The sequence below is a fragment of the Pseudonocardia sp. genome, assembly GCF_029263155.1.
In the GTDB taxonomy this organism is placed as follows: Bacteria; Actinomycetota; Actinomycetes; order Mycobacteriales; family Pseudonocardiaceae; genus Pseudonocardia.
Genome location: NZ_JAJCYB010000063.1, coordinates 25,706 through 46,990 on the forward strand (window position 1 = coordinate 25,706; position 21,285 = coordinate 46,990).

General features: G+C 73.5%; 20 protein-coding genes and 1 pseudogene. 10 read left to right on the forward strand and 11 right to left on the reverse strand.

Annotated elements, in window-relative coordinates; translation table 11 throughout:
* Positions 1-6 precede the first annotated feature (6 nt).
* On the reverse strand, positions 7-1,878 hold the full coding sequence (htpG, locus tag Q1K26_RS12350; RefSeq protein WP_300010858.1) for a molecular chaperone HtpG: 1,872 nt from the start codon (positions 1,876-1,878) through the stop codon (positions 7-9).
* 228 nt (positions 1,879-2,106) lie between these two features.
* On the opposite strand from htpG, the pseudogene Q1K26_RS12355 reads away from it, so the two are divergent.
* A pseudogene (locus Q1K26_RS12355) lies at positions 2,107-2,250 on the forward strand (alpha/beta hydrolase); the annotation flags it as partial.
* Here Q1K26_RS12355 and Q1K26_RS12360 read toward each other — a convergent pair.
* The 9 genes from Q1K26_RS12360 to Q1K26_RS12400 form a co-directional block, all read right to left on the reverse strand.
* Entirely contained in the window at positions 2,226-3,428 is a 1,203-nt protein-coding gene (locus Q1K26_RS12360; protein ID WP_363320473.1) for an MFS transporter, read from the reverse strand. The pseudogene Q1K26_RS12355 and the gene Q1K26_RS12360 overlap by 25 nt on opposite strands.
* On the reverse strand, positions 3,422-3,853 hold the full coding sequence (locus Q1K26_RS12365; protein WP_300010864.1) for an MAPEG family protein: 432 nt from the start codon (positions 3,851-3,853) through the stop codon (positions 3,422-3,424). The genes Q1K26_RS12360 and Q1K26_RS12365 overlap by 7 nt, the downstream gene beginning before the upstream one ends.
* The gene (gene gshB, locus Q1K26_RS12370; protein WP_300010867.1) at positions 3,850-4,863 is read right to left on the reverse strand and encodes a glutathione synthase; all 1,014 of its coding nucleotides are present in this window, start codon (positions 4,861-4,863) and stop codon (positions 3,850-3,852) included. The genes Q1K26_RS12365 and gshB overlap by 4 nt, the downstream gene beginning before the upstream one ends.
* Positions 4,864-4,989: 126 nt before the next feature.
* The gene (locus tag Q1K26_RS12375) at positions 4,990-6,354 is read right to left on the reverse strand and encodes a cytochrome P450 (protein WP_300010870.1); all 1,365 of its coding nucleotides are present in this window, start codon (positions 6,352-6,354) and stop codon (positions 4,990-4,992) included.
* Positions 6,355-6,451: 97 nt separating this feature from the next.
* Entirely contained in the window at positions 6,452-6,868 is a 417-nt protein-coding gene (locus tag Q1K26_RS12380; protein WP_300010873.1) for a YeeE/YedE thiosulfate transporter family protein, read from the reverse strand.
* On the reverse strand, positions 6,868-7,479 hold the full coding sequence (locus tag Q1K26_RS12385; protein ID WP_300010876.1) for a YeeE/YedE thiosulfate transporter family protein: 612 nt from the start codon (positions 7,477-7,479) through the stop codon (positions 6,868-6,870). The genes Q1K26_RS12380 and Q1K26_RS12385 overlap by 1 nt, the downstream gene beginning before the upstream one ends.
* Entirely contained in the window at positions 7,476-7,907 is a 432-nt protein-coding gene (locus tag Q1K26_RS12390; protein WP_300010879.1) for a hypothetical protein, read from the reverse strand. The genes Q1K26_RS12385 and Q1K26_RS12390 overlap by 4 nt, the downstream gene beginning before the upstream one ends.
* Before the next feature lie 86 nt (positions 7,908-7,993).
* Entirely contained in the window at positions 7,994-8,788 is a 795-nt protein-coding gene (locus Q1K26_RS12395; protein WP_300010880.1) for a tetratricopeptide repeat protein, read from the reverse strand.
* Between the two features lie 358 nt (positions 8,789-9,146).
* Entirely contained in the window at positions 9,147-10,166 is a 1,020-nt protein-coding gene (locus tag Q1K26_RS12400) for an MmpS family transport accessory protein (protein WP_300010883.1), read from the reverse strand.
* A 551-nt stretch (positions 10,167-10,717) separates the two neighbouring features.
* On the opposite strand from Q1K26_RS12400, the gene Q1K26_RS12405 reads away from it, so the two are divergent.
* Both Q1K26_RS12405 and Q1K26_RS12410 read left to right on the forward strand, forming a co-directional pair.
* Positions 10,718-11,212 carry a DUF4333 domain-containing protein gene (locus tag Q1K26_RS12405; protein WP_300010886.1) on the forward strand — a complete coding sequence of 165 codons (495 nt, stop codon included), beginning with the start codon at positions 10,718-10,720 and terminating at the stop codon, positions 11,210-11,212.
* Complete coding sequence (locus Q1K26_RS12410; RefSeq protein ID WP_300010889.1) at positions 11,209-12,561, forward strand: CAP domain-containing protein; 1,353 nt, start codon at positions 11,209-11,211, stop codon at positions 12,559-12,561. The genes Q1K26_RS12405 and Q1K26_RS12410 overlap by 4 nt, the downstream gene beginning before the upstream one ends.
* 206 nt (positions 12,562-12,767) lie before the next feature.
* On the opposite strand, the gene Q1K26_RS12415 is transcribed toward Q1K26_RS12410, so the two are convergent.
* Positions 12,768-13,061, reverse strand: a complete 294-nt coding sequence (locus tag Q1K26_RS12415; RefSeq protein WP_300010892.1) for a Dabb family protein — start codon at positions 13,059-13,061, stop codon at positions 12,768-12,770.
* A gap of 304 nt (positions 13,062-13,365) precedes the next feature.
* Here Q1K26_RS12415 and Q1K26_RS12420 point away from each other — a divergent pair, with 304 nt between their 5' ends.
* Genes Q1K26_RS12420 through Q1K26_RS12450 form a run of 7 tightly spaced genes read left to right on the forward strand, consistent with a single transcriptional unit; the run spans position 13,366 to position 21,175 of the window.
* On the forward strand, positions 13,366-14,340 hold the full coding sequence (locus Q1K26_RS12420) for an LLM class flavin-dependent oxidoreductase (protein WP_300010895.1): 975 nt from the start codon (positions 13,366-13,368) through the stop codon (positions 14,338-14,340).
* A 30-nt stretch (positions 14,341-14,370) separates the two neighbouring features.
* Positions 14,371-15,144, forward strand: a complete 774-nt coding sequence (locus Q1K26_RS12425) for an enoyl-CoA hydratase-related protein (RefSeq protein WP_300010898.1) — start codon at positions 14,371-14,373, stop codon at positions 15,142-15,144.
* Positions 15,141-16,343, forward strand: a complete 1,203-nt coding sequence (locus Q1K26_RS12430; RefSeq protein ID WP_300010901.1) for an acyl-CoA dehydrogenase family protein — start codon at positions 15,141-15,143, stop codon at positions 16,341-16,343. The genes Q1K26_RS12425 and Q1K26_RS12430 overlap by 4 nt, the downstream gene beginning before the upstream one ends.
* Positions 16,336-17,412 carry an acyl-CoA dehydrogenase family protein gene (locus tag Q1K26_RS12435; protein WP_300010904.1) on the forward strand — a complete coding sequence of 359 codons (1,077 nt, stop codon included), beginning with the start codon at positions 16,336-16,338 and terminating at the stop codon, positions 17,410-17,412. The genes Q1K26_RS12430 and Q1K26_RS12435 overlap by 8 nt, the downstream gene beginning before the upstream one ends.
* A gap of 10 nt (positions 17,413-17,422) precedes the next feature.
* Positions 17,423-19,039, forward strand: coding sequence for an AMP-binding protein (locus Q1K26_RS12440; RefSeq protein WP_300010907.1), 1,617 nt, complete (start codon positions 17,423-17,425; stop codon positions 19,037-19,039).
* On the forward strand, positions 19,036-19,908 hold the full coding sequence (locus Q1K26_RS12445; RefSeq protein ID WP_300010910.1) for an SMP-30/gluconolactonase/LRE family protein: 873 nt from the start codon (positions 19,036-19,038) through the stop codon (positions 19,906-19,908). Before Q1K26_RS12440 ends, Q1K26_RS12445 begins: the two co-directional genes overlap by 4 nt.
* 58 nt (positions 19,909-19,966) lie before the next feature.
* Positions 19,967-21,175: a TetR/AcrR family transcriptional regulator gene (locus Q1K26_RS12450; RefSeq protein ID WP_300010913.1), complete on the forward strand. Its 1,209-nt coding sequence runs from the start codon at positions 19,967-19,969 to the stop codon at positions 21,173-21,175.
* The last annotated feature ends 110 nt before the right edge of the window (positions 21,176-21,285 follow it).

Consider the following 21,285-nt stretch of genomic DNA (forward strand, 5'->3'; position numbering starts at 1 on the left):
CGACCGTCAGGCCAGCGACTTCTCCAGCTGCGCGGACAGCGCCGCCGCGAACGCCGCGGGCTCGGCCAGCTCGCCGCCCTCGGCCAGCAGCGCCATGCCGTGCAGCAGGCGCGCGACCCCGCGCAGCTCGTCGTCGTCGGGACGTTCGGCCTGGGCCCGGGCCAGTCCGGTGACCAGCGGGCTCGCCGGGTTGAGCTCCAGGATCCGCTTCACCGTCGGCGGCTCCTGCCCCATCGCGCGGTACATCTTCTCCAGTGTCGGCGTGAGGTCCCCGGGGTCACCGACCAGGCACGCCGCCGACGTGGTGAGCCGGTGCGACAGGCGCACCTCCTTCACCTCGTCCTCCAGCGTGGTGCCCAGCCAGGCCAGCAGGGCCTCGAAGCCCTGCTTGGTCTCGTCGTCGAGATCGTCACCGCCGAGGTCGACGTCGCCCTTGGCGATCGAGGTGAGCGGCTTCCCGTCGAACTCGGGGACCATCTCGACCCACACCTCGTCGACGGGGTCGGTCAGCAGCAGCACCTCGTAGCCCTTGGCGCGGAAGGCCTCCATGTGCGGCGAACCCTCCAGCGCCACCCGCGAGTCACCCGTCATGTAGTAGATCGCGTCCTGGCCCTCGGGCATGCGGGACACGTAGTCGCGCAGCGTGGTGGGCTGCTCGGCGTCGTGCGTGGTCGGGAACGAGCAGATCTCCAGGATCGCCTGCCGGTTGTCGCCGTCGGAGATCAGCCCCTCCTTGACCGCGCGGCCCAGCTCCGACCAGAACGTGGCGTACTTCTCGGCGTCGGTGTCGAGCATGGCGCGGACCGTCGAGAGCACCTTCTTGACCAGGCGCTTGCGGATCAGCTGGATCTGGCGGTCCTGCTGGAGGATCTCGCGCGAGACGTTGAGCGAGAGGTCCGCGGCGTCGACGACGCCCTTGACGAAGCGCAGGTACTCGGGGACCAGCGCCTCGCAGTCGTCCATGATGAACACGCGCTTGACGTAGAGCTGCACCCCGCGCCGCGAATCGCGCATGAACAGGTCCATCGGCGCGTGCGAGGGCAGGAACAGCAGCGCCTGGTACTCGAACGTGCCCTCCGCGGAGAGCCGGATCGTCTCCAGCGGCTCCTGCCAGTCGTGGCTGACGTGCCGGTAGAACTCGGTGTACTCCTCGGGCGTCACGTCGCTCTGCGGGCGCGACCACAGCGCCTTGCGCGAGTTGACCGGCTCGCTCTCGGACCCCATGCGGATGGGCCAGGTGATGAAATCCGAGTAGCGCTTGACGATCCGCTTGACCACGTGCTCGTCGGCGTAGTCGTGCAGCCCGTCCTCGGCGTCGACGGCCTTGAGGTGCAGCGTGATCGTGGTCCCCTGCGGCGCGTCCGGGGCGTCGGCGACGTCGTAGGTGCCCTCCCCCGCCGACTCCCAGTGCACCCCGGCCGCCTCCCCGGCCCGCCGGGTGACCATCTCGACCCGCTCGGCGACCATGAAGCTGGAGTAGAAGCCCACCCCGAACTGGCCGATCAGCTCCGCGGACGCCTCCTCCGAGGACCCGCCGTTCTCCTTGGCGGCCCGCAGCTGTGCGAGCATCTCGGCGCTGCCCGAGCGGGCGATGGTGCCGATCAGGCCGACGACGTCGTCGCGGCTCATGCCGATCCCGTTGTCGCGCACCGTGAGCGTGCGCGCCTCGGGGTCGGTCTCGACCGCGATGTGCAGGTCGGAGACGTCGACGTCGAGGTCCTTGTCCTGGTAGGACGCGAGCCGCAGCTTGTCGAGCGCGTCGGAGGAGTTGGAGATCAGCTCGCGCAGGAAGACGTCCTTGTTCGAGTAGATGGAGTGGATCATCAGCTGGAGCAGCTGACGGGCCTCCGCCTGGAACTCGATCGTCTCGGTCGACATGTGGCCGGGGTCCTCTCGTGCTGGTCGGGGGTTGCGCGGTCTGACGATATCCGCGCCGGCGCGTGGCGCCGTGCACACCTCCTGGTCACCGTGCACAGGCCGTGCGGTGTGCACGCCGGCGGTCAGGTGTGCACGGCCGGCCGCGGTGCTGCTGCCCACGACCGTGGTCGGCCGCGCCCGCACCGTGGCCGCCGATGAGTTCCCGGCATCACCGACGTCAACAGGGGCATGGACACCCACACACTGCGCACCCCCGGCGCCGACCTCGTCTACGACGTCCACGGCCCGCTGCCCACCGCCGGCTTCCGCGCGCTGGCCTCGCACCTGCCCGACCGCACCGTGGTCGCCTACGATCCGCGCGGTCCCGGGCGCGGTGTCGCCGCGACCGCTGCCGTCAGCGCAGCCGCGATCCCGCCGAGCAGGAACGGCGCGGTCGCGCCCGCCGCAGCGGCGAGCCCGGCGGCGAGGGGCGAGCTCACGACCGTCGCGCCCAGCAGGACCGTGGCGAACAGGGCCATGACGCGACCGAGTATGTCGGGTCGGGCCCGTTGCAGCTGGGCGAGGACGGTGCTGAGCAGCACGGACCAGCCGAGGCCCGCGACGGCCAGGCCCGCCGGGGCGAGCGCGGGAGCGAGCCCGACGAGCAGTTGCCCGGCGGCCACCACTCCCGTCGCCGCGGCCGCCGTGCGTGGGTCCGGGCGACCGATCACGGCGGCGACGAGGGTCCCGACGAGGGATCCCGCGGTGAACACCGCCAGCGCCGCCCCGATCGCGCCCGCTCCCCCGCCGAGCTGCTCCTGCACGAGGATGGGCACGCTGACCTGGTAGGAGAACGTGGTCGTGGCGACGACGGCGAGCACGACGACGGGCCTGCGCAGTGTCGGGGTGTGCCACACGTGGGCCAGGCCGTCGCGGACCTGCCGCGGCGCGCGGGGCGTGCGCGGGCTGGCCCCGATCGGGAGCGTCGCGAGCACGGCGACGTCGACGAGGAACGACAGCGCGTTGATCCCGAACACCACGGCCGCGCCGAACGCCGGCACGAGCAGCCCGCCGAGCGCCGCGCCCAGCGTCATCCCGGCCAGCATCAGCGTCCCGCTGAGCGCGGCCGCGGCCGGCGCGGCGGCGGCCGGGACGAGCTGCGGGGTCAGCGCGCGCCGGGCCGGGGTGTCGACCGCGTTGACGGTCCCCCAGACCAGGGCGAGCACGCCGATCACCGGCAGGGTCAGCCGGCCGGTGGCGGCCGCGACGGCGAACACCACGGCGACCAGACCCAGCCCGGCCTCGGCCGCCATCAGCAACGTCCGCCGGTCGACGCGGTCGGCGAGCGCGCCGCACCACGGTCCGAGCACCAGCGTCGGGAGGAACTGCAGCATCACCACCCAGCCCAGTGCCCCCGGATCCAGCGCGACCACGACGGCCGACAGGGCCACGACCTGCGCCCACGAGCACGTGATCGACGGCAGCTGGCCGGCCACGTAGCGCCGGAACGCCCGGCTGCGCAGGGGCGCGAGCCCGGTACGCAGCGGGGCGTCGGTTGCGGGTGTCACCACAGCGTGAAGACCGCGGCGACGGCCAGCGCGACGCCGAACAGGTACGTGCCCACGGCCCCGGCCATGCTCGCCGGGCGGTGCTGGGCGAGCGAGCGCGCCGACAGCATCCCGTAGGCGTGCAGCAGCCGCGCCAGCGTGGCGCCTGCGACGAGCGGGACGGCCACCCACGCCGGGCTGCCGAACCCCACCACGAGGAACAGCACGGCGAGGTAGGCCACGTACTCGCTGGCGTTGCCGTGCGCGCGCTGGGCGATGAGCAGCGGGGACGCCGGGTCGGTCGGCATCTGCGACCCGCCGACCTTGGCGGTGACGCCCCGCAGGCGCGAGACGTTGAAGCCGAGCACGAAGAGCATCGCGCCGAGCACGGCGACGCCGACGACGGCGGCGGCCAGCGACACGGACGAGACTGCGGGCAGGCCGGTCATGCCGGTCTCCTCTCGGGAGCGGGTCGGGGTTGCGCCGGCAGCGCGCCGGCGAGTGCGAGGTCGACGACGTCGGCGCAGAGCGTCCAGCCGAGGAGGGCGTCGGCCTTGCGGAGGCCACCGACGCTGGTCACGTTCACCTCGATGAGATGACGGCCGATGACGTCGAGCCCGGCGAGGTGGATGCCGTGGCGTCGCAGGGTCGGTGCCAGGCGGGAGCAGATCTCGCGGTCGCGGTCGGTGACGGGCGCCTCGACCTGCGGGTCGCCGATCCGGAAGTCACCGTCGGCTGCCGGGAAGCGCTGGACGGCGCCGACCGGGTCGCCCGCCACCACGAACACCCGCTTGTTGCCCGCGCTCACCTCGCGCAGGTAGGGCTGCAGCACCGCGGCCCGGGTCCCGGCGCGGGTCACGATCTCGACGAGCGAGGCCAGGTTCGGGTCGTGGCGGTCCAGGCGCAGCACGCCTCGGCCGGCGAACCCGTCGACGGGTTTGACGACGACCACGCGGTGTTCGGCGACGAACGCGAGGACCGTCGCGGGATCGGCGCTGACCACGGTGTCCGGAGCGAGGTCGGGGTAGTGCAGCGGCAGCAGATGCTCGCTGCAGGCCCGCAGCCCGGCCGGGGCGTTGACCAGCGCCGTCCGCGCCGGGTCGACGAGGTCGAGCACCAGGGTCGCGGTGACGAACGCCTCGTCGAGCGGCGGCTCGGTGCGCAGGAAGACGGCGGCGGCCTCGTCGAGCCACAGCCGGGCGGGCTCGCCGGTGCGGTACCACGGATCGGGGACCGACCAGTGACATCCCCGGGCGGGGACGCTCGGTGCGAGCCACACGGGGGTGGCCAGGCACCGGGCCCGCCCGTCGACGGCCTCCAGCGCCACCGCGCCGGCCGTCCACACGCGCGCACCACGCTCCTGCGCCGCGTGCATCATGCCGATGCTGGTGTCCCGCGCCGGATCGAGGCGCTCCAGCGGATCGACGACGAACACCACATCGGCGGTCTCGGGGTGCATGCCCGCAGGTTCGCGCGACCCACCCGTCCGAACGTCAGTACCGCCACGGAGGAGCGGTACGGAACTTGTTCCCACCCCGTCCCGGGCGGTGGAGCACCTCCGCCCTGACCGCTCTGCCCGGTCGGATCACGGCCGCGGGCGGCGCGTCCCCGTCACCCGTACCCGGAAGCCGTCCGTCGGCCCGGGTGTCGGGGCCGCCCGGCGGCGCAGCACGTAGCCGGGCGGGTCGAGGGCCAGGTCGAGCCGGTGGAACAGGCGCGCCGCGGTGAGCGTCATCTGCACGTCGGCGATCCCCTTGCCCAGACAGGTGTGTGGGCCCTTGCCGAAGGGTGCGTACGCCCCGGGGGTGGCGTGCTCACGGCGCCCGGGGCCGTAGCGGTCGATGTCGAACACGTGCGGGTCGGGGAAGAACTCGGGCAGGAAGTGCGGCACGGTGATCGCGCAGTACACGGGCTCGCCCTCCCGGATCCGGTAGCCGGCGTACTCGAAGTCGCGGTCGGCCACCCGCGGCTGCGCGACGGCGATCGGGTAGAGGCGCATCGTCTCCAGCACCGCACCGGTGATCGACGGCAGGTCGGCGAGCGACTCCTCGGTCACCGGCCCGCGCGCGAACAGCGCGTCGGCCTCCGCGCGCACGCGGTGGAGCACCTCGGGATGCTTCAGCACCGCGTAGACGAGGGAGGCGAGGGTGTTGGCCACCGTGTCCAGGCCCGCGACATAGGGGCCGGTCAGGGCCAGCACCAGGTCGTTCTCCGCGACGAGCGCCGGGTCGCGGTCGCGGGCATCCATGATGTCGTCGACCAGCGTGCGCCGGTCCGCACTCGCCGCGGGCCGGGCGCGGTGGTCGCGGATCATCTGCTCGCCGAGTTCCTGGACGCGCGCCTTGGCCCGCCGGTACCTCGGGTGCCGGAGCACGAACTCCGGGCGCTGCTTCGTGACCAGGGCGTTCAGGATGTACAGGATCGTGGTGCGGATGTCGGTGACGTACTCCAGCGGCGCCCGCCCGGTGAGCAGCGTGCCGAGCTGGCTGGTCACCAGGTACTGGATCGCGGTGACGACGGGCACCGCCGCCCCGGGTCGCCAGTCCCGGTCGAGGCAGTCGTCGGTGATCGCGACGAGGTCGTCGAGCCGGCCCCGCAGGGCGTCGCGCGAGTACCCGCGCCGCATCACCTCGCGCAGCCTGCGGTGCTCGGGGCCGTCGACGCCGGTGAGCGTCCGGGTCGCGCCGTACTCGTCGACGAGCCCCTGCCACACCTCCCGCGACCGCAGGCACGCCTGCCCCTCGCGCGAGCCCATCCAGCGCGCCAGCTCCGGCCCGGCCAGCACCGTGAGCGTCTGGTTGAGCACCCGCACCCGGAACACCGGCCCGTGCTCGAGGTAGCCGCGGACGAAGCACGCCGCGGGGTCCCGCGCGAGCGCGGCGACGCTGCCCACCACCGGCAGCCCGCGGACCACGGGGATCCGGTCGTCTGCGACAGCCGATGTGCTCATGTGGTCCTCACCCGCGCCAGCGTGCCGTCCGCTCGACGTCACGTCCAGGAGCGTCCGCTCCGACGGCGTCCAGTGCCCGCGGGCGCGCGGGTCTCCGCTACGCGCCGCAGGATCCGGTGTCGATGTGCAGGTGCCTCGTGGTGGTCCAGCGGCACAGCCGGATGCCGACGACGACACCGGCGATCGAGGCCAGCGCCGGGAGGTAGCCGCTGCCGACCTGGATGATCGGGATGGCCGGGCATCCCCCGGAGATCGCCCAGCCGACGCCGAACAGGGCCGCGCCGGGCACGACCCCGGCGTGGATGCGCGTGGGGGTCCGCCGCACCCGCAGCACCGCGAAGACCACCACGATGATCGCGACGGCGCCCGCGAAGGCGAGGAACATGCGGAGGTCCTGGAAGGTGAACATGCGGTGCAGCTCGGCGTAGTCGCCGAACCCGATGTTGGTGACCGTGAAGCCCAGTGCCAGGCCGGCGACGACGTTGGCGAGCAGGATCCCACCCTGGGTCCGCATCAGATGACCTTCCACAGCAGGAACGACACGACGACGGCCGTGCCGAAGAACACCGCGGTCGCCACGAGGCTCACCGGGTAGAGGCGCCCGCAGCCGTGCAGGCCGTGCCCCGAGCTGCAGCCGCCCGCGAGCCGGGTGCCGAAGCCGACGAGCAGGCCGCCGAGGAACAGGACGACGACCATGACCACCGGGTTGTCGGTGACGATCTCGGCGAAGCCGGGCCCCATGTCGGGGCGGACCTCGAAGCGTCCGGACGTGGCGGCGGCCACGAACCCGCCGAGCAGGATCGAGACCAGGAGGGCGGCCTGGGTGACCAGCGGCGCCGGGCGCGGCGGGCGCCGCGCGGGCGGGTTCGCCGCCGCCCCGTGCCGCGGCCCGGGCGACACCGGGTACGGGTCGCCGGGCGAGTGCCCGGCGAGGGCGTCGACCAGGGCGCGCTGGTCCACCTCGTCCCGGGCCCGGCGCCGTTCGAGATCACGCTCCGCGCGCCAGTGCAGGACGCGGTCCCACGCCCCGGACACGCCGAAGGATCGGTCGGTCGCCAGCGAGTACGCGATCGTGACCAGTGCGAGCCCGATCGCGCCCGCCCACCACGGCCAGTAGCTGCTCATGCGGGGGTCCTCATCCACTCGGCCAGGCGCGTCCACCACGAACGCGTCGGTCTCGGTTCCTGCACGGCTCGTGGTGCAGGCGCCGGAGGGTCGAACAACGAGCCGAGCTGCCGATCCCCGTCCGCCGGGACGGGCTCCCGCGGGGGCGCGTGTTCGAACAGCAGGTCGACGAGGGTGGGCGCGCCGCCCGCGGCCCGCCCGCCCGGCGGGGCTGCGGCTCCCCGGTCGGCCGCGGCACTCTGCAGGTGGTGCGCGTCGTGCCCGTTGGGGAGCAGGCTCAGCGGGACGTACTGCCCCCGCAGCGACTGCTGGTAGCGGGCACACCCGCGCCACCCGTCCGCGCTGTCGCAGTAGCAGCGTCGCCATCCCTCCAGGCTGGAGTTGAGCAGGGGGAACAGCGGGCATGCCGCCGTGTGTGAGCAGGCCATGTCTGTCCGATCCGGTCAGGTCGGGCCCGGGGTCGACCCGAGACGTGGTGGAGGTCGGTGTCGCAGGGGCGTCGGCACCTCGTGACTCATGGCGCGTCCCCGCGTCCCGCCCTGGATCCGATGTCGATCGTCGACGGTCCGACCCGGCCGCGCGGCCGCGTGACGCCGCCGTCGACGACCGCAGCGGAGGCGCGCCGCTGCCGCGGCACGTCCGCCGTTCCGGTCGCCGGGCTGCGGGCGGTGTCCGCGCGGTGCAGGTCGGCGAGGCAGGAGCGGAGCATCTCGGCGTGCTCGACGCCGCTCCGGTCGCAGTCCTGCAGGGCCGCCATGACGACGTCCCGGGCCATGGCCGTGTCGCCGGCCGCGGCGAAGGTGAGCCCGAGCCCGAGACGGGTGGTGAGGGTGTCGGGGTGGGACGGCCCGAGGACGCGGTTGCGCTGGGGCGCGACCCGGGAGTACAGCCACAGGGCCTCGGACAGCCGCCCGGCGAGCCGATGCGTGGTCGCCACCGCGTCACGGGCGGCGAGGGTCCGGGCGTGCTCGTCCCCGAACACCCGCTCGCGGCGGTGCAGGTTATCGATCATGAGGTGCACGCCGGCCTCGTCCCGCCCACCCATCACGAAGGCGACGGCGAGGTTGCCCTCCACGACGAGGGTCGCGGGATGCTCACCTCCGAGCAGCCGCCGGCAGTCGTCGAGCAATCGCTCCAGCGCGATCACCGCCCGGTCCGGCCGCCCGGCCGCCAGGTGCTCGGCCGCTGCGCCGTTCCGGTCGGCCAGCTCGGCCTGGTCGCCGACGCTCCGGCCGCCGTCGGCACCGCCCCCGTGCGGGACGACGGCGGAGCGGCTTCCGGGCCATCGGGTCGACCGGCGGGCTGTCATCCCTCTCCTCACGTGCCGTCGGCATCACTCGACCGGGGGACCCGCACCGGTGATGTCACTGACGGTGTACAAGGTAGGGGCGCACCGTGGCCGCTACGGACTGCGCGGTGCCCGCTGCGCCGGACGGGTCGGCCCGTGCGTTCACCGGGCCGTGCCCGGGCGACGGGCCGCGACCTTGCGCCGGTCGGGTCATCCGATCGTTCGACCGATCGGCCGATGATCGCGACCGGTGGTCGATCCCGGGCGTCGTGCGGCGCGACGGGTGTCGACGAGCGGTTCGACACGGCCGACGACCCGGTGGTCGGGTTCGGACGGCGGGTACGGGTTCCGGCCCGATCCGCGCCGCCCGAGATCGCCGTCAGCGACGAACGCTGCAGGAGACCGCCGAGTACTCGCTCTCCGTCGCCTCCGCGAGGACGACGCCGTCGATGACGATCCGGCAGGAGATCTCGCCCGACGCACCGGCGGCGGAGACCGAGTACTCGGCGGGCTCGGCGACGGCCGGGAGGGTCTGTTCCCAGGGCAGCTCCGCGCCGGACAGCTGCGCGACCGATTCCCCCCGGCTGTAGGTGATCGCGCCCGCCGGGCCGGATCCGGTCACCTCGAAGGTGACCTCGGTGGCCGCGGGACCCGCGGCGGCATCGGTCGCGTCCGGGTCGCCGGCGGGAGCCACCCCCGACCGGCCGCTGTCGGCCGACCTCTCGATCGCGACCGTGCCCCCGGCCGGTCCGGAGACGCCGTCCGGGCCGCCGAGGACGGTCAGCGTGATCGGCACCGCGACCACGACGGCCGCGGCGGCGCCGACCACCCACGGCCATCTCCGCCGCAGGGCCACCCGGATGTCGTTCCGCCGGGTCCGGCCGTCCCCCGACGCGTCCGGGCGACGGCGACCGGCCGGCCGGTCCGCAGCGTCGCGGCGGTCGGGTCCGGGGGTCCGGTCGCGCCGCGGGGCCGGGCGGTCACCGCCGCCGAGCGGACGCCGGTCGTCGGTCCCGGGCCGGTCGTCGGTCCCGGGCCGCCTGCGGGCGTCCCGGTCGGGGTCGGGCCGAGCGGGCTCGTCGCCGGCACGGCGGTGCCCGCCGTGGTAAGCCCGGACATCACCGGGCGGGGTCGCGGCGGCCGGGCGTCGACCACCGGGGTGCGGGCCGTACGAGGAGACGTCGGGTCCGGACGTCTCGGGTACGCGGCGGTGCCCGCGCCGTGGCCCGTGGTCGGTCCGGCCGCCTCCCGGCCGGTCGCCGGCGTGACGGCCGGTGACCGCGCCCGGCATCGGCGGTGCGACGTCCCCGCGGGCCACGAACGGCCGGGCCGCCTGCTCCTGACCCGGCCGGGGGACGGCGCGGCGTCGCGGCGGCGGAGGCGGTTCGTCGTCGAGCATCCAGCGTCCCGCTGCCGGATCCCACCGTGGTCCAGGCACGTCCGTCCCCCTCCGTTGCCGCGAAGAGTCAACGAACGGGCCGGTCGTCGGTGACGGCCGCGCGCCCCGGTCCGCGCCCGACGCGCGGATCACGGATCCCACCGGGCCCGCCCGGCCGGCCGGCCCGGTGGGGACGCCCGGGTCACGGCTTGGCATCGGGGGCGCTCCGGGTCGCGGAGCCGCTGCTACGGTCCGCCGGATCCACGTCGGAGCGCGGCCTCGGGGGGCCCGTTCGGGGGCCGAGGAGCCCTGGTTGAGCGCGCGCCCGACGCCATCGCCCCTGTGCGACCGCTCCACGGACCTCCCCGCCGGTCAGCAGCGACCGGCAGAGGATGCGGGTCGGGCCATCGCCCTCGCCCCCGCGGGCCGACGCCGCCTCGCGGCGAAGGCCGCCACCATCCCGAGACATCCACCCGCGCCGCCCGGCGTCGGGCGATACTGCGCGAACGGAGAACCCCGTGCCCCCCACCCGAACCCGACCTCCCCGGCGCCGGCCGAGGCGAGCCGGCACCGTGCTGGCGATCGTCGGCGTCCTCGCGCTCGGCGGCTGCGGCGGCGAGACGCCCGGCGCCGGGGGCGTCGACGTCACCGAGCACCTCGACGCGCAGCTCGGCAGCGTGGGGATCGTCGCCGACCCGGGCTCGCTGGCCTGTGACGACGTCGACCTCGGCGTCGGTGCCTCCGTCGGCTGCACCTTCACCGCCGGCGGTCAGCCCGTCGGCCTGACCGCCGAGGTGACCTCGGTCGAGGGTTCCGGTGTCGGATTCGACGTCTCCACCCAGGCACGGCCGGTGCCGGCGGAGGTCCTGGGGACCACCGTGGCGACGCGGGCGGGCCAGCAGCTGGGCGCGGCGATCGACTCCGCGGAATGCGCCGGGGAGCTGGCACCGACCGTCGGGGAGTCGACGTCGTGCACGCTGACCAGCGGCGCGGAGACCAGGGACGTCACCGTCACCGTCACCGGGGTCGACGGTGGCCGGCTCGACTACACCCTGGACGCGGCATGACGGCGCACGGTGCGCGGCGCCGGGTGCGCGTGGCGGGTTCGGTCACCGCGCTGCTGGTGGCCCTCGCCCTCGTCCAGGGCGTCGCGGTGACGTCGGCGGCGGCCTCCACGGCGAGCACCCCGGTGGACTACCGGGCGCTGGAGCAGCAGATCGCGCAGGCCGTCAACGACGCGCGGACGGACCCCGCCGCGATGGCCGCGACCCTCGAATCCCTGCAGGCCAGCCCCGACGGCCCCTACAGCGTGAAGCTGCCCGACGGCAGTCGCGTGAGCACCCAGATGCCCGACCTCGTGCAGGCCGCCCGGGAGGCCAGGACGCAGCCGGCCCTGCCTCCGCTCGCCTGGTCCGAACAGCTGGCCGACCTCGGACGCACGTGGGCCGGTCGGGCGTGGAAGGAGCAGCACGGCGACTACGCCGCACGGACGAAGCGGGCGGGCGTCGAGGTGATGGCGATCGAGGCGATCACCGCGGCGGACGCCAACCCGAACTCCTTCGTCTACGCGTTCTGGATCAGCAGCGGCGAGTGGAACCGCTCCTCCGTGTGGGATCCCGCCGCGTACTCGGGCCGGGGCCACCGGGGCATCGTCAACGACAGCCGCATGACCGCGATCGGTGTCGGCTGCGGGCCGCACCGCGACACCTACGACCCGTCCCGGGTGATGGCCATCTGCGTGCTCAACGACGGCGTCGACCCGGCCGACCGGAGCCCGGTCGCCACACCGGCGGCCGGCGGTGCGCCGTCGCTCGCGGACCTGCCGGCCGCCGTCGCAGGCTCGGTGGGCACCACGACCGACCCGGAGCGGTCGACCCTGACCGTGGACACCTCGACCCCGGCCGTCCCGGCCCCCACCGGCGAGGACCCCTTCGCCCCGGTCGTCGGCGACATCGCCGCCACCGACGGCGCCACCGACGCCGGCGCCGCGCCGGCGCCCGACGCCCCACCCGCCGACCTCGCCCACGGCGAGACGTGGGACGTCAACGGTGACGGCAGCTTCCTGATCACCGTGACCGCGCAGGACGAGTTCACGCCGTCGGAACAGGCGACGATCACCGGGTACGGCACGACGGCCACGGCCTACCGCGGCTACGAGATCCGGTACGAGAACAACAGCGACACGTCCTACTCCCTGCCCGACGTCGTCACGCAGTGGACCTGCACCTCGGGGACCGAGCGGCTGCCGTTCGTCCTCCAGCCGCCCGGCCAGGGACTGCCCGCTCCGGGGCAGCTCGGGCGGGGGGCGGCCGTGTTCGCCTTCGGCTGCGGCACCGGTGCGGACGGTCATGCCGAGGTCGGCGCTCAGCTGGGCGGCGAGCTCGGGGGCGGGTCACGGACCTGGGTCCAGCGGTAGCGCCACGGGCCCGACGGGGGCCGGATCCCACGACGTCGACCTGGCGTCGTGGGGTCCGGCCACGTTGCGCAGGCGGGTAGCGGCGCTGCCGCAGGAAGACGTCGGTACCGGCCGACGAACTGCACCTGGTGCCAGACGAGCACTCCGGCACCGAGCTACATCGAGATCATGGCCTCGTCGGCGGTGAGCCCCACGCCCGAGCGGCGTCAGCTCCGGGCCTCGACGTGGAACTGGACGCTCTGCATGGATTCGATCGCCTCGCGGGGCAGCTCGAGATGCGCGGGATGGACGAGGTAGGCGGCGAAGTCCTCGACGGTCTCGAACTCCGTGACGATCGCGTAGTCGGCGTTCGCCGGGCGCTCGCCCAGGTCGTGCCCGTGCCGCGTGCGGATGGGGAAGTCGAGCCGGCCCGGCAGGGCGGCGACCGCCTGCGCGAACGCCTCGATGTCGGTCGAGCTCGCCGACTCTCTGAACCTGAGCGTCAGGCAGTGGATCACCATCGCGACCTCCGCGTCGGATGGACCGTCCCGTGAACGCCGGGCATCTGGTCCATGGTCACCATTTTCGTGACTGATAATAGACATGTTGTGTGAGTCGACCAAGTCTCCCGCCGCAACTGTGAGGGTCAGACCGACTTTCTGCAGCTCATTCGCCATGCGCGGCCTGGACGGCTGACTCACCTGACTCGCAAGTACCTCCGGGGTGGTGATCGATGATTGACTTAACCGCGCCGCCGGATCTAACTTGTGGCCTGTCGCCCCTATCCGAGGGGCCGCGCCCGCCACGACCGGGAGGGGCTTGAAGATGAAGCTGGGTTGCTCGTTCGCCACGTCGCTGGAGACCCCGGAGCACATCCGCATCGCCGAGCAACTCGGCTACGAGCGCGCGCTCTGCTACGACTCGCCCGCGCTCTATCCCGACGTGTGGATGGCGCTGAACCGCGCCGCGGAGCTGACGGAGCGGATCGAGCTCGGACCGGGCGTGCTGATCCCGAGCCTGCGGCACCCGATGGTCACGGCGTCGGCGATCACGACGCTGGTGCACTCCGCGGGCGAGGGGCGGGTGTTCGTCGGTATCGGGAGCGGGTTCACCGGCCGGTTGGCCATGGGGCGGCCGCCGGTGCCGTGGGCGCAGGTCGAGCACTACGCCCGCACCGTCCAGGCCCTCCTGCGCGGCGAGCGAGTGGAGTGGGAGGGGGCGATCATGCAGGTGATCCACCCCGACAGGCGCTTCGGGCCCCGCCTTCCGATCACGGTGCCGTGGGGCGTCGCCGGGGAGGGCCCCAAGGGGACCCGGGTCGCCCGTGACCTCGGCGCCGAGCTGTTGCGGATCACGGCCCCCGAGCCGGGGTTCGACCGGCAGTCGATGGTGTTGGCCGGCACGGTGCTCGACGACGGGGAGGACCCCGGATCCGAACGCGCGATCGACGCGGCCGGCCACGCGGCCGGTCTGTTCCTGCACTGGGCGGTCGAGCACGGCGTGATCGACGAACTGCTGGGCGAGGGCGGCCACGTGTGGGCCGCCGCGTACGACCACATCCCCGAGAACATCCGCCACATCGCCCTGCACGACCGCCACGTCGTCGGCGTCAACGACGTCGACCGGCCCTTCGTCACCACCGAGGTGATGACCGCAGCGGGGGTGGCGCTCACCCGCAAGGAGTGGCGGGCCCGGCTCGACGCCCTCCGCGACAGCGGCTGTGCACACGTGCACTACCAGCCCGCCGGCCCCGACATCCCCCGCGAGCTCGAGGCGTTCGCGGCCGCCTTCACCAGCTGACCGGACCCGACGGAAGGATCGCCGACGGCGATGGAAGACCTGACGTTCATCGAGTGGCAGGAAGACGGCCCGGTGGCCACCGTGTGGCTGAACCGGCCACCGGTCAACGCGACCGACCACGAGCTCTACACCGAGATCCGGCAGTTCTTCGGCCACCTGTCCGCCTACCTGCCCGACGCGAGGGCGGTGGTGCTGGCGGGCCGGGGCAAGCACTTCTGCGCGGGCAACGATCTCGCCGAGTTCCGGACCATGGACCCCGACAACGCCCCGGCACGCCTGGAACTGGCCCGCGAGGCGTTCTGGGCGATCTACGACGCACCGCTGCCGGTCATCGCCGCGGTGCACGGCGTCGCGGTCGGGTCCGGGCTGGCCATCGCGGCGTCGTGCGACCTGGTCGTCGCGGCCGAGGGCGCGCGGTTCGCCACCCCCGAGGTCACCGTCGGGGTGCTCGGCGGGGCCAAGCACCTCTCCCGGCTGGTGCCGCAGGGCGTGGTGCGGTTGATGCACTACACCGGCGATCTCTACCCGGCCGAGAAGCTGCTGCCCTACGGCGGGATCGTGGAGATCGTCCCGCAGGAGCAGCTGCTCGGGTCCGCACGCGCGCTGGCGCGCTCGATCGCCCGGCACAGCCCGGTGACCCTCGAGCTGGCCAAGCGCAGCCTCAACGGCATCGAGTACATGGACCTCAAACCCGGCTACGAGTTCGAGCAGCGCCTCACCCGCGAGCTGTCGGGGTACGCCGACTCGAAAGAGGCGGTCAACGCCTTCCTCGAGCGCCGGGCGCCCGTCTACACGGGGCGGTGACCGTGTCGTCATCGTCGGGGCCGCCGTCATCGGGGTCGCCGTCATCGGGGCCGACGGAGTCGCTCGACGCGTTCCGTGCGCGGGCCAGGGCCTGGCTCGCCGCCGCCGACATCCCCGAGGTGCCCCGCGACATCGACGGCCGGTTCGCGACGCTGCGGCAGTGGCAGAAGACCCTCTTCGCCGCGGGATGGCTCGGCCTCTCCTGGTCACGGGAGGCGGGTGGCCAGGGTCTGACCCATCTCCATCAGCTGGTGTTCGTCGAGGAGCTCGCCCGGGCGGGCGCACCGCAGCCCATCGGCCTGATCGGGCTGGAGGTCGTCGGGCCGTCGATCGACCGGTACGGCAGCGACCGGCAGCGCCGCGAGCTGCTCCCGCGGCTCCTGTCCGGCGACGACATCTGGTGCCAGGGCTTCTCCGAGCCGGACGCGGGCTCGGATCTCGCCTCGCTGCGGACCCGCGCGGTGGCCGACGGCGACGAGTTCGTCGTCTCCGGCCAGAAGATCTGGACGAGCTGGGCGCACCTGTCGCAGTGGTGCGCCCTGCTGGTCCGTACCGACACCTCCGTGCGCAAGCAGGCCGGCATCAGCTACCTGCTCGTCGACATGGCGAGCACGGGCATCACCACCCGGCCGATCACGCAGATGACCGGCGACCGGGAGTTCTGCGAGGTCTTCTTCGACGACGTCCGGGTGCCCCGCGACAACGTGCTGGGTGAGGTCGACGGGGGCTGGGCCATCGCCACGCACACGCTGGGCAGCGAACGTGCCGGTGCCACGCTGCGCCGCCGCGTCGAGTGCGAGGTGGCGCTGGGCGAGGCGCTCGACCACATCCGGGCCGCGCGGGGACCCTCGAGCGACGACCGGGCGGCGGCCGCCATGGGTCGTGCGCACGTCGCGATGCGGGTCCTCGACGCGCAGACCAGGCAGACCACCGCCCGGCTGGTCGCCGACACCGGGCCCACCCCCATGGACTCCGTGGACAAGCTGCTGCTCACCGACGTGGAGCAGATCGTGTTCGCCGAGATCGCCGCCCTGCTCGGGCCGTTGCGGGCGCTGCCGGGCACCCGGGCGCGCGGACTCCTCTCACAGCGATGGGCCTACGAGCACCTCTACTCGCGGGCGGCCTCGATCTACGGCGGCTCGTCGCAGATCCAGCGCACCATCATCGCCGAGCGGCTGCTGGGACTGCCCCGTGGCTGAGCACGAGGAGTACGGCAGCGCCGTCGACGAGTACCTTACCCGCGCCTACGACGGCGACCGGCGTACAGCGTGCCTCACCGCAGGAGGCTGGGACGCGGGTCTGGCCGCCGAGCTGGCCGGGCTCGGCTGGAACGGTCTCGCCGTACCGGAGCGGCACGGCGGGCTCGGCGCTCCGCTCTCCGCGCTGGGGCCGGTCCTCACCGCGCTCGGCAGGCACCTGGTGGTCGGGCCGATGCTGGAGAACACCCTGCTCCCGGCGGTGCTGCACCCGCTCTGGGCGAGCGCGCCCGCGCTCGCGGCGGCCGTCGAGACCGGGGTGCCGGTCGCCCTGGTCGATCCCGGGGTCACCGACGACCGGGCCGCCGCCGTCGGCACGGTGACGCTGCGTGACCAGCGACTCTCCGGGGCGGTGGAGGCCGTCCGCTTCGCCGGGCAGGCGAGCCTGCTCGCGGTGGTCGCCGCGACGGAGGCGGGCGAGGTCGTGTGCCTCGTGGACCCCGCGGCCGCCGGAGTCCGCGTCGACGGCGTCGACAGCGCGGACCCGGCCGCCGCGTTCGGCCGCGTGGCGCTCGACGACGTCCGTGCCGACGCCGCGACGCCCGCCGACGGCGGCGAGCTCGTCGCCCGCATCCGATCGTGGGCGCGGCTCCTGCTCGCCTGCGAGCTCAGCGGGGTGGCCGACCACGCCCTCGACCGCACGGTCACCCACATCGGGCAGCGGGAGCAGTTCGGGCAGCCGATCGGGAGCTTCCAGGCGGTGAAGCACATCGCCGCCGACATGTACGCGCAGGCGACGAGCCTGCGCAACCTGTGCGCCGCGGCCCTGGCCGACTCCGCCGACGCGGGCACCGCCGACCTGGACGTCCTGGCGTGGACCGCGAAGGCGCACGCCGCGCAGGTCGCCGTGCGCGTCTGCGAGGACGCGGTCCAGCTGCACGGCGGGATGGGTTTCACGACGGAGAGTGACGTCAGCGCGTGCTACCTGCGCGCCCTGGCCCTGCGCGGCTGGTACGGCGACGCGACCGAACTGCAGCTGCGCATCGGAGCAGCCTTGTTGGACCGAGCCTGAGAGGGCAGACGTGAGAGCGACGAAGCTCGACGAGGAACAGATCCGCCTGAACACCGAGGCGGGATTCTGGGCGGGCAACCTGATCGACGACCACCTGTCCGCCGCCGCGGCGCGGACGCCCGGCGCCGTCGCGGTCGTGGACCGGACGGGCCCTCGTACTTATCGCGACCTGGACGCCGACGTGAACCGCCTGGCCTCCGCACTGCGCGGACGCGGGCTCGGCCGGGGCGACGTGGTGTCGTGGATGCTCCCGAACCGGGCCGAGGCGATCGTCGTGCACCTCGCCGCGATCCGCCTCGGGGCCGTCAGCAATCCGATCATCCCCATCTACCGGCACCAGGAGACGACGTTCATCCTGCGCCAGGCCGCGTCGAAGGTCGTCGTCGTCCCGCGCGAGTTCCGGGGCTTCGACTACCCGGCGATGATCGACCAGATCCGCGGCGAGGTTCCGGCGCTCGAGACCGTCGTCGTCGTGGACGCTGCGCCCGGCAGCGCCCATGTCGGTTTCGACGCACTGCTCGGCGAGGGCGGCGGCGAGCCCGTCGACCACGCCGGCCGCAGCGCCGACGACGTCGCGCTGCTGCTCTACACGTCGGGCACGACCTCCGCACCGAAGGGCGCGCTGCACAGCCACAACACCCTCGACCACGAGAACCGCAGCATCATCGAGTTCTTCGCGCTCACCCCGTCCGACGTCGTGTTCATGCCCTCGCCCGTCGGGCACATCATCGGCGTCCTCTACGGCATGCAGCTGCCGTTCATGCTCGGCGCTCCCGTCGTGCTGCTCGACGTCTGGGACCCGGAGCGGGCGCTGGAGCTCATCCAGGAGCACCGCTGCACCTTCACCGTGGCCGCGACCCCGTTCCTGCACGGCATCGTCCACCACCCGCGACGGGCGGAGTTCGACACCGGCTCGATGCGGGTCTTCGCCTGCGGTGGCGCAGACGTCCCACCGGAGCTGATCAGGGCGGCGACCAGCGCACTGGGCTGCACGGTGAGCCGCGGCTACGGCTCCACCGAGTACCCCACCGCCACCGCAGGCAACGCCGAGGACCCCGTGGCCAAGCGTGCGCAGACCGACGGACGAGCCATCGGCGCCGCACAGGTGCGGGTGGCTGCCGACGGCGAGCTGCAGGTGCGCGGTCCGGAGATGTTCCTGGGCTATCTCGACAGCTCGCTCAACGCCGACGCCTTCACCGACGACGGCTGGCTGCACACCGGCGACCTCGCCCGCATCGACGACGACGGCTACGTCGAGATCGTCGGCAGGAAGAAGGACATCATCATCCGCGGCGGCGAGAACATCAGCGCCAAGGAGATCGAGGACCAGCTCGTCGAGCACCCCGCGATCGCCGACGCCGCCGTCGTCTCGGCGCCCGACCCGGTACTGGGCGAGCTCGTCTGCGCGGTCGTCGTACCCGCACCCGGCGCGGGCATCACGCTGCCCGAGCTCGTCGAGTGGCTGGCCGCCCGGCAGATGGCCCGCCAGAAGCGCCCCGAACGCCTCCTCCTGGTCGACGAGCTGCCGCGCACCGCCAGCGGCAAGGTCCAGAAGTTCCGGCTCCGCGAGCTCACCCGCGCGGACGCCGAGCCCACCAGTCACCGACCGATCGGAGTCCGACGATGAAGCTGCACCCCCTCACCGAGTTCACCTCGGGCCACCAGTTCCTCGAATGCCTCCGCTGGCACGACGGCGCGCTGTGGGCCAGCGACTTCTTCGCGGGCTCGGTGCTGCGGTTCGCCGCCGACGGGACGTCCACGGCGGTCGCCGAGATCCCCGGCGCACCCGCGGGCCTCGGCTTCCTGGCCGACGGCTCGACGCTGGTCGTCTCGCAGTCCGACGCCACCGTCGTCCGCATCGCCCCGGACGGCACGCTCAGCCCGTACGCCGACCTCGGCGCCCTCGCGGGCGGGCCGGGCAACGACATGCTCGTCACCACGGGCGGGCACGCCTACGTCGGCAACTTCGGGTTCCACATCGGATCCGAGGAACCCAGGCCGACGGCGCTCGCGCACGTCGACCCGAGTGGCACCGTGCACCGTGTCGCCGGTGACGTGGTGTTCCCCAACGGCATGGCCCTCTCGCCCGACGGGGTGCTGCTCCTGGCCGAGAAGTTCGGTCACCGCATCACCGCCTACGACATCGACGCGCACGGCACGCCCACGAACCAGCGGGTCTGGGCGCAGCTCCCGGAGTCGTTGCACCCCGACGGCATCGCGCTGGACGCCGACGGCGGGGTGTGGTTCGGCAACGCTCTCACCACCGGTGACGACAGCGGCTTCTACCGCGTCGTCGCGGGCGGCGAGATCACCGACAAGGTGCCGGTCACCGGGGCCCAGGCCATCGCGTGCGCCTTCGGCGGCGACGATCTCGACACCCTCTACATGGCCTGCAACATCACCACGCTCGAGGAGTTCGTCCAGGGACGGTCGAAGGCGGTCGTCACCACCGCCGTCGTCGGGCGCACCGGGGAGCCGGGCTCGTCCGGCGCCTGACCGCCACCGGATCCCGGCCGATACGATGCGCGGATAGGTGGAGAGGAGGCGACAGCCCGTGGACGCTGCCGCCGCACCGGCACCGCCTGCCCGCAGGTCCCGTCCCGCCAACCGGCGGGCCGAGATCGCCCGGCACGCCGGGGAACTCTTCAGCGTCCGCGGGTTCCACGCCGTGCGGATGGACGACATCGCCGAGGCCAGCGGCATCACCGCCCGGGCCCTGTACCGCCACTACCGGAACAAGCAGGCCCTGCTCGCCCACGTCGTGCGGGAGGACCAGCAGCACGTCATCGACACGCTCACCACCCTCGCCGAGCGGCCGGCACAGACACGCGACTCCGTCGCCGACCTCGCCGCCGTCACCGACGCCGCGCTGGACAGCCGCAGGCTGTCGCTGCTGTGGCAGCGCGAGGCACGCCACCTCGCCGACGAGGACTACCGCCTGGTCCGCCGGCAGACCCGGTGGATCGCCGCGACCCTCGACGAGCTGTTCCTCCGGCACGACCGCCCCGACCTCGGCGACGACATCATCGACATCCGCAGATGGGTCCTCGTCAGCATCGTCTCCGGGCACGGCCTCTACGACAGCCCACTGCCCCGCCCGCGACTGGCCGGAGAGCTCATCGCGGCAGCCCGGCGGGTCATCGACGCGCCCCCAGGGGTGCCCTCCGCGGACCCACCTGCCCCCGTCCAGGTCGACCGGACCCCCATCGCGCGCCGCGAGCAGCTCATCTGGGCCGCGGCACGCGCGTTCCGCGACAAGGGGTTCGGCGGTGTCGGCAACGACGAGGTCGGCAGCCAGCTCGGCATCGTCGGTCCGGCGCTCTACCGCTACTTCGACACGAAGGCCGACCTTCTCGTCGCGGCGGTGAACCGACTCCACGAATGGCTAGCGCTGGAGATGACACGCGCCATACACGCGCCGTGCCCGGACGAGCACGTCCTGGCGGTGCTCGTCCGGGGCCACGTCCGCGTCGCGATCGAGGCGAGCGAACTGCTCGCCGTGTGGCTCACCGAACGGCTGTACCTGCCCGACGCAGCGCGGGAGCGGTTCGACCGGATCGAGGCCGACTACATCGCGGAGTGGCAGCGCTGGCTGTCGATCGCGCGGCCCGACCTTCCGGACGCCGTCGCGGCGTCGCTGGTCACGACGGCCAAGACAGTCATCGACGACTGCGCCCGGATTCAGCGCCTTCAGCACTACCCGACCCTGCACGCCGAGCTCAGCCGGGCAGCGCTGGCGACACTTGGACTCCCAGCCGGCTAGCTGGCTAGGTCACCAGGGCCGAGAACGCCGGCCACCTCGCCGCCTTCGGCGCACGTCGGCACAGGCACGACGCACTCTCACGTCAACGACGTTCCAGCGTGGGACACTCG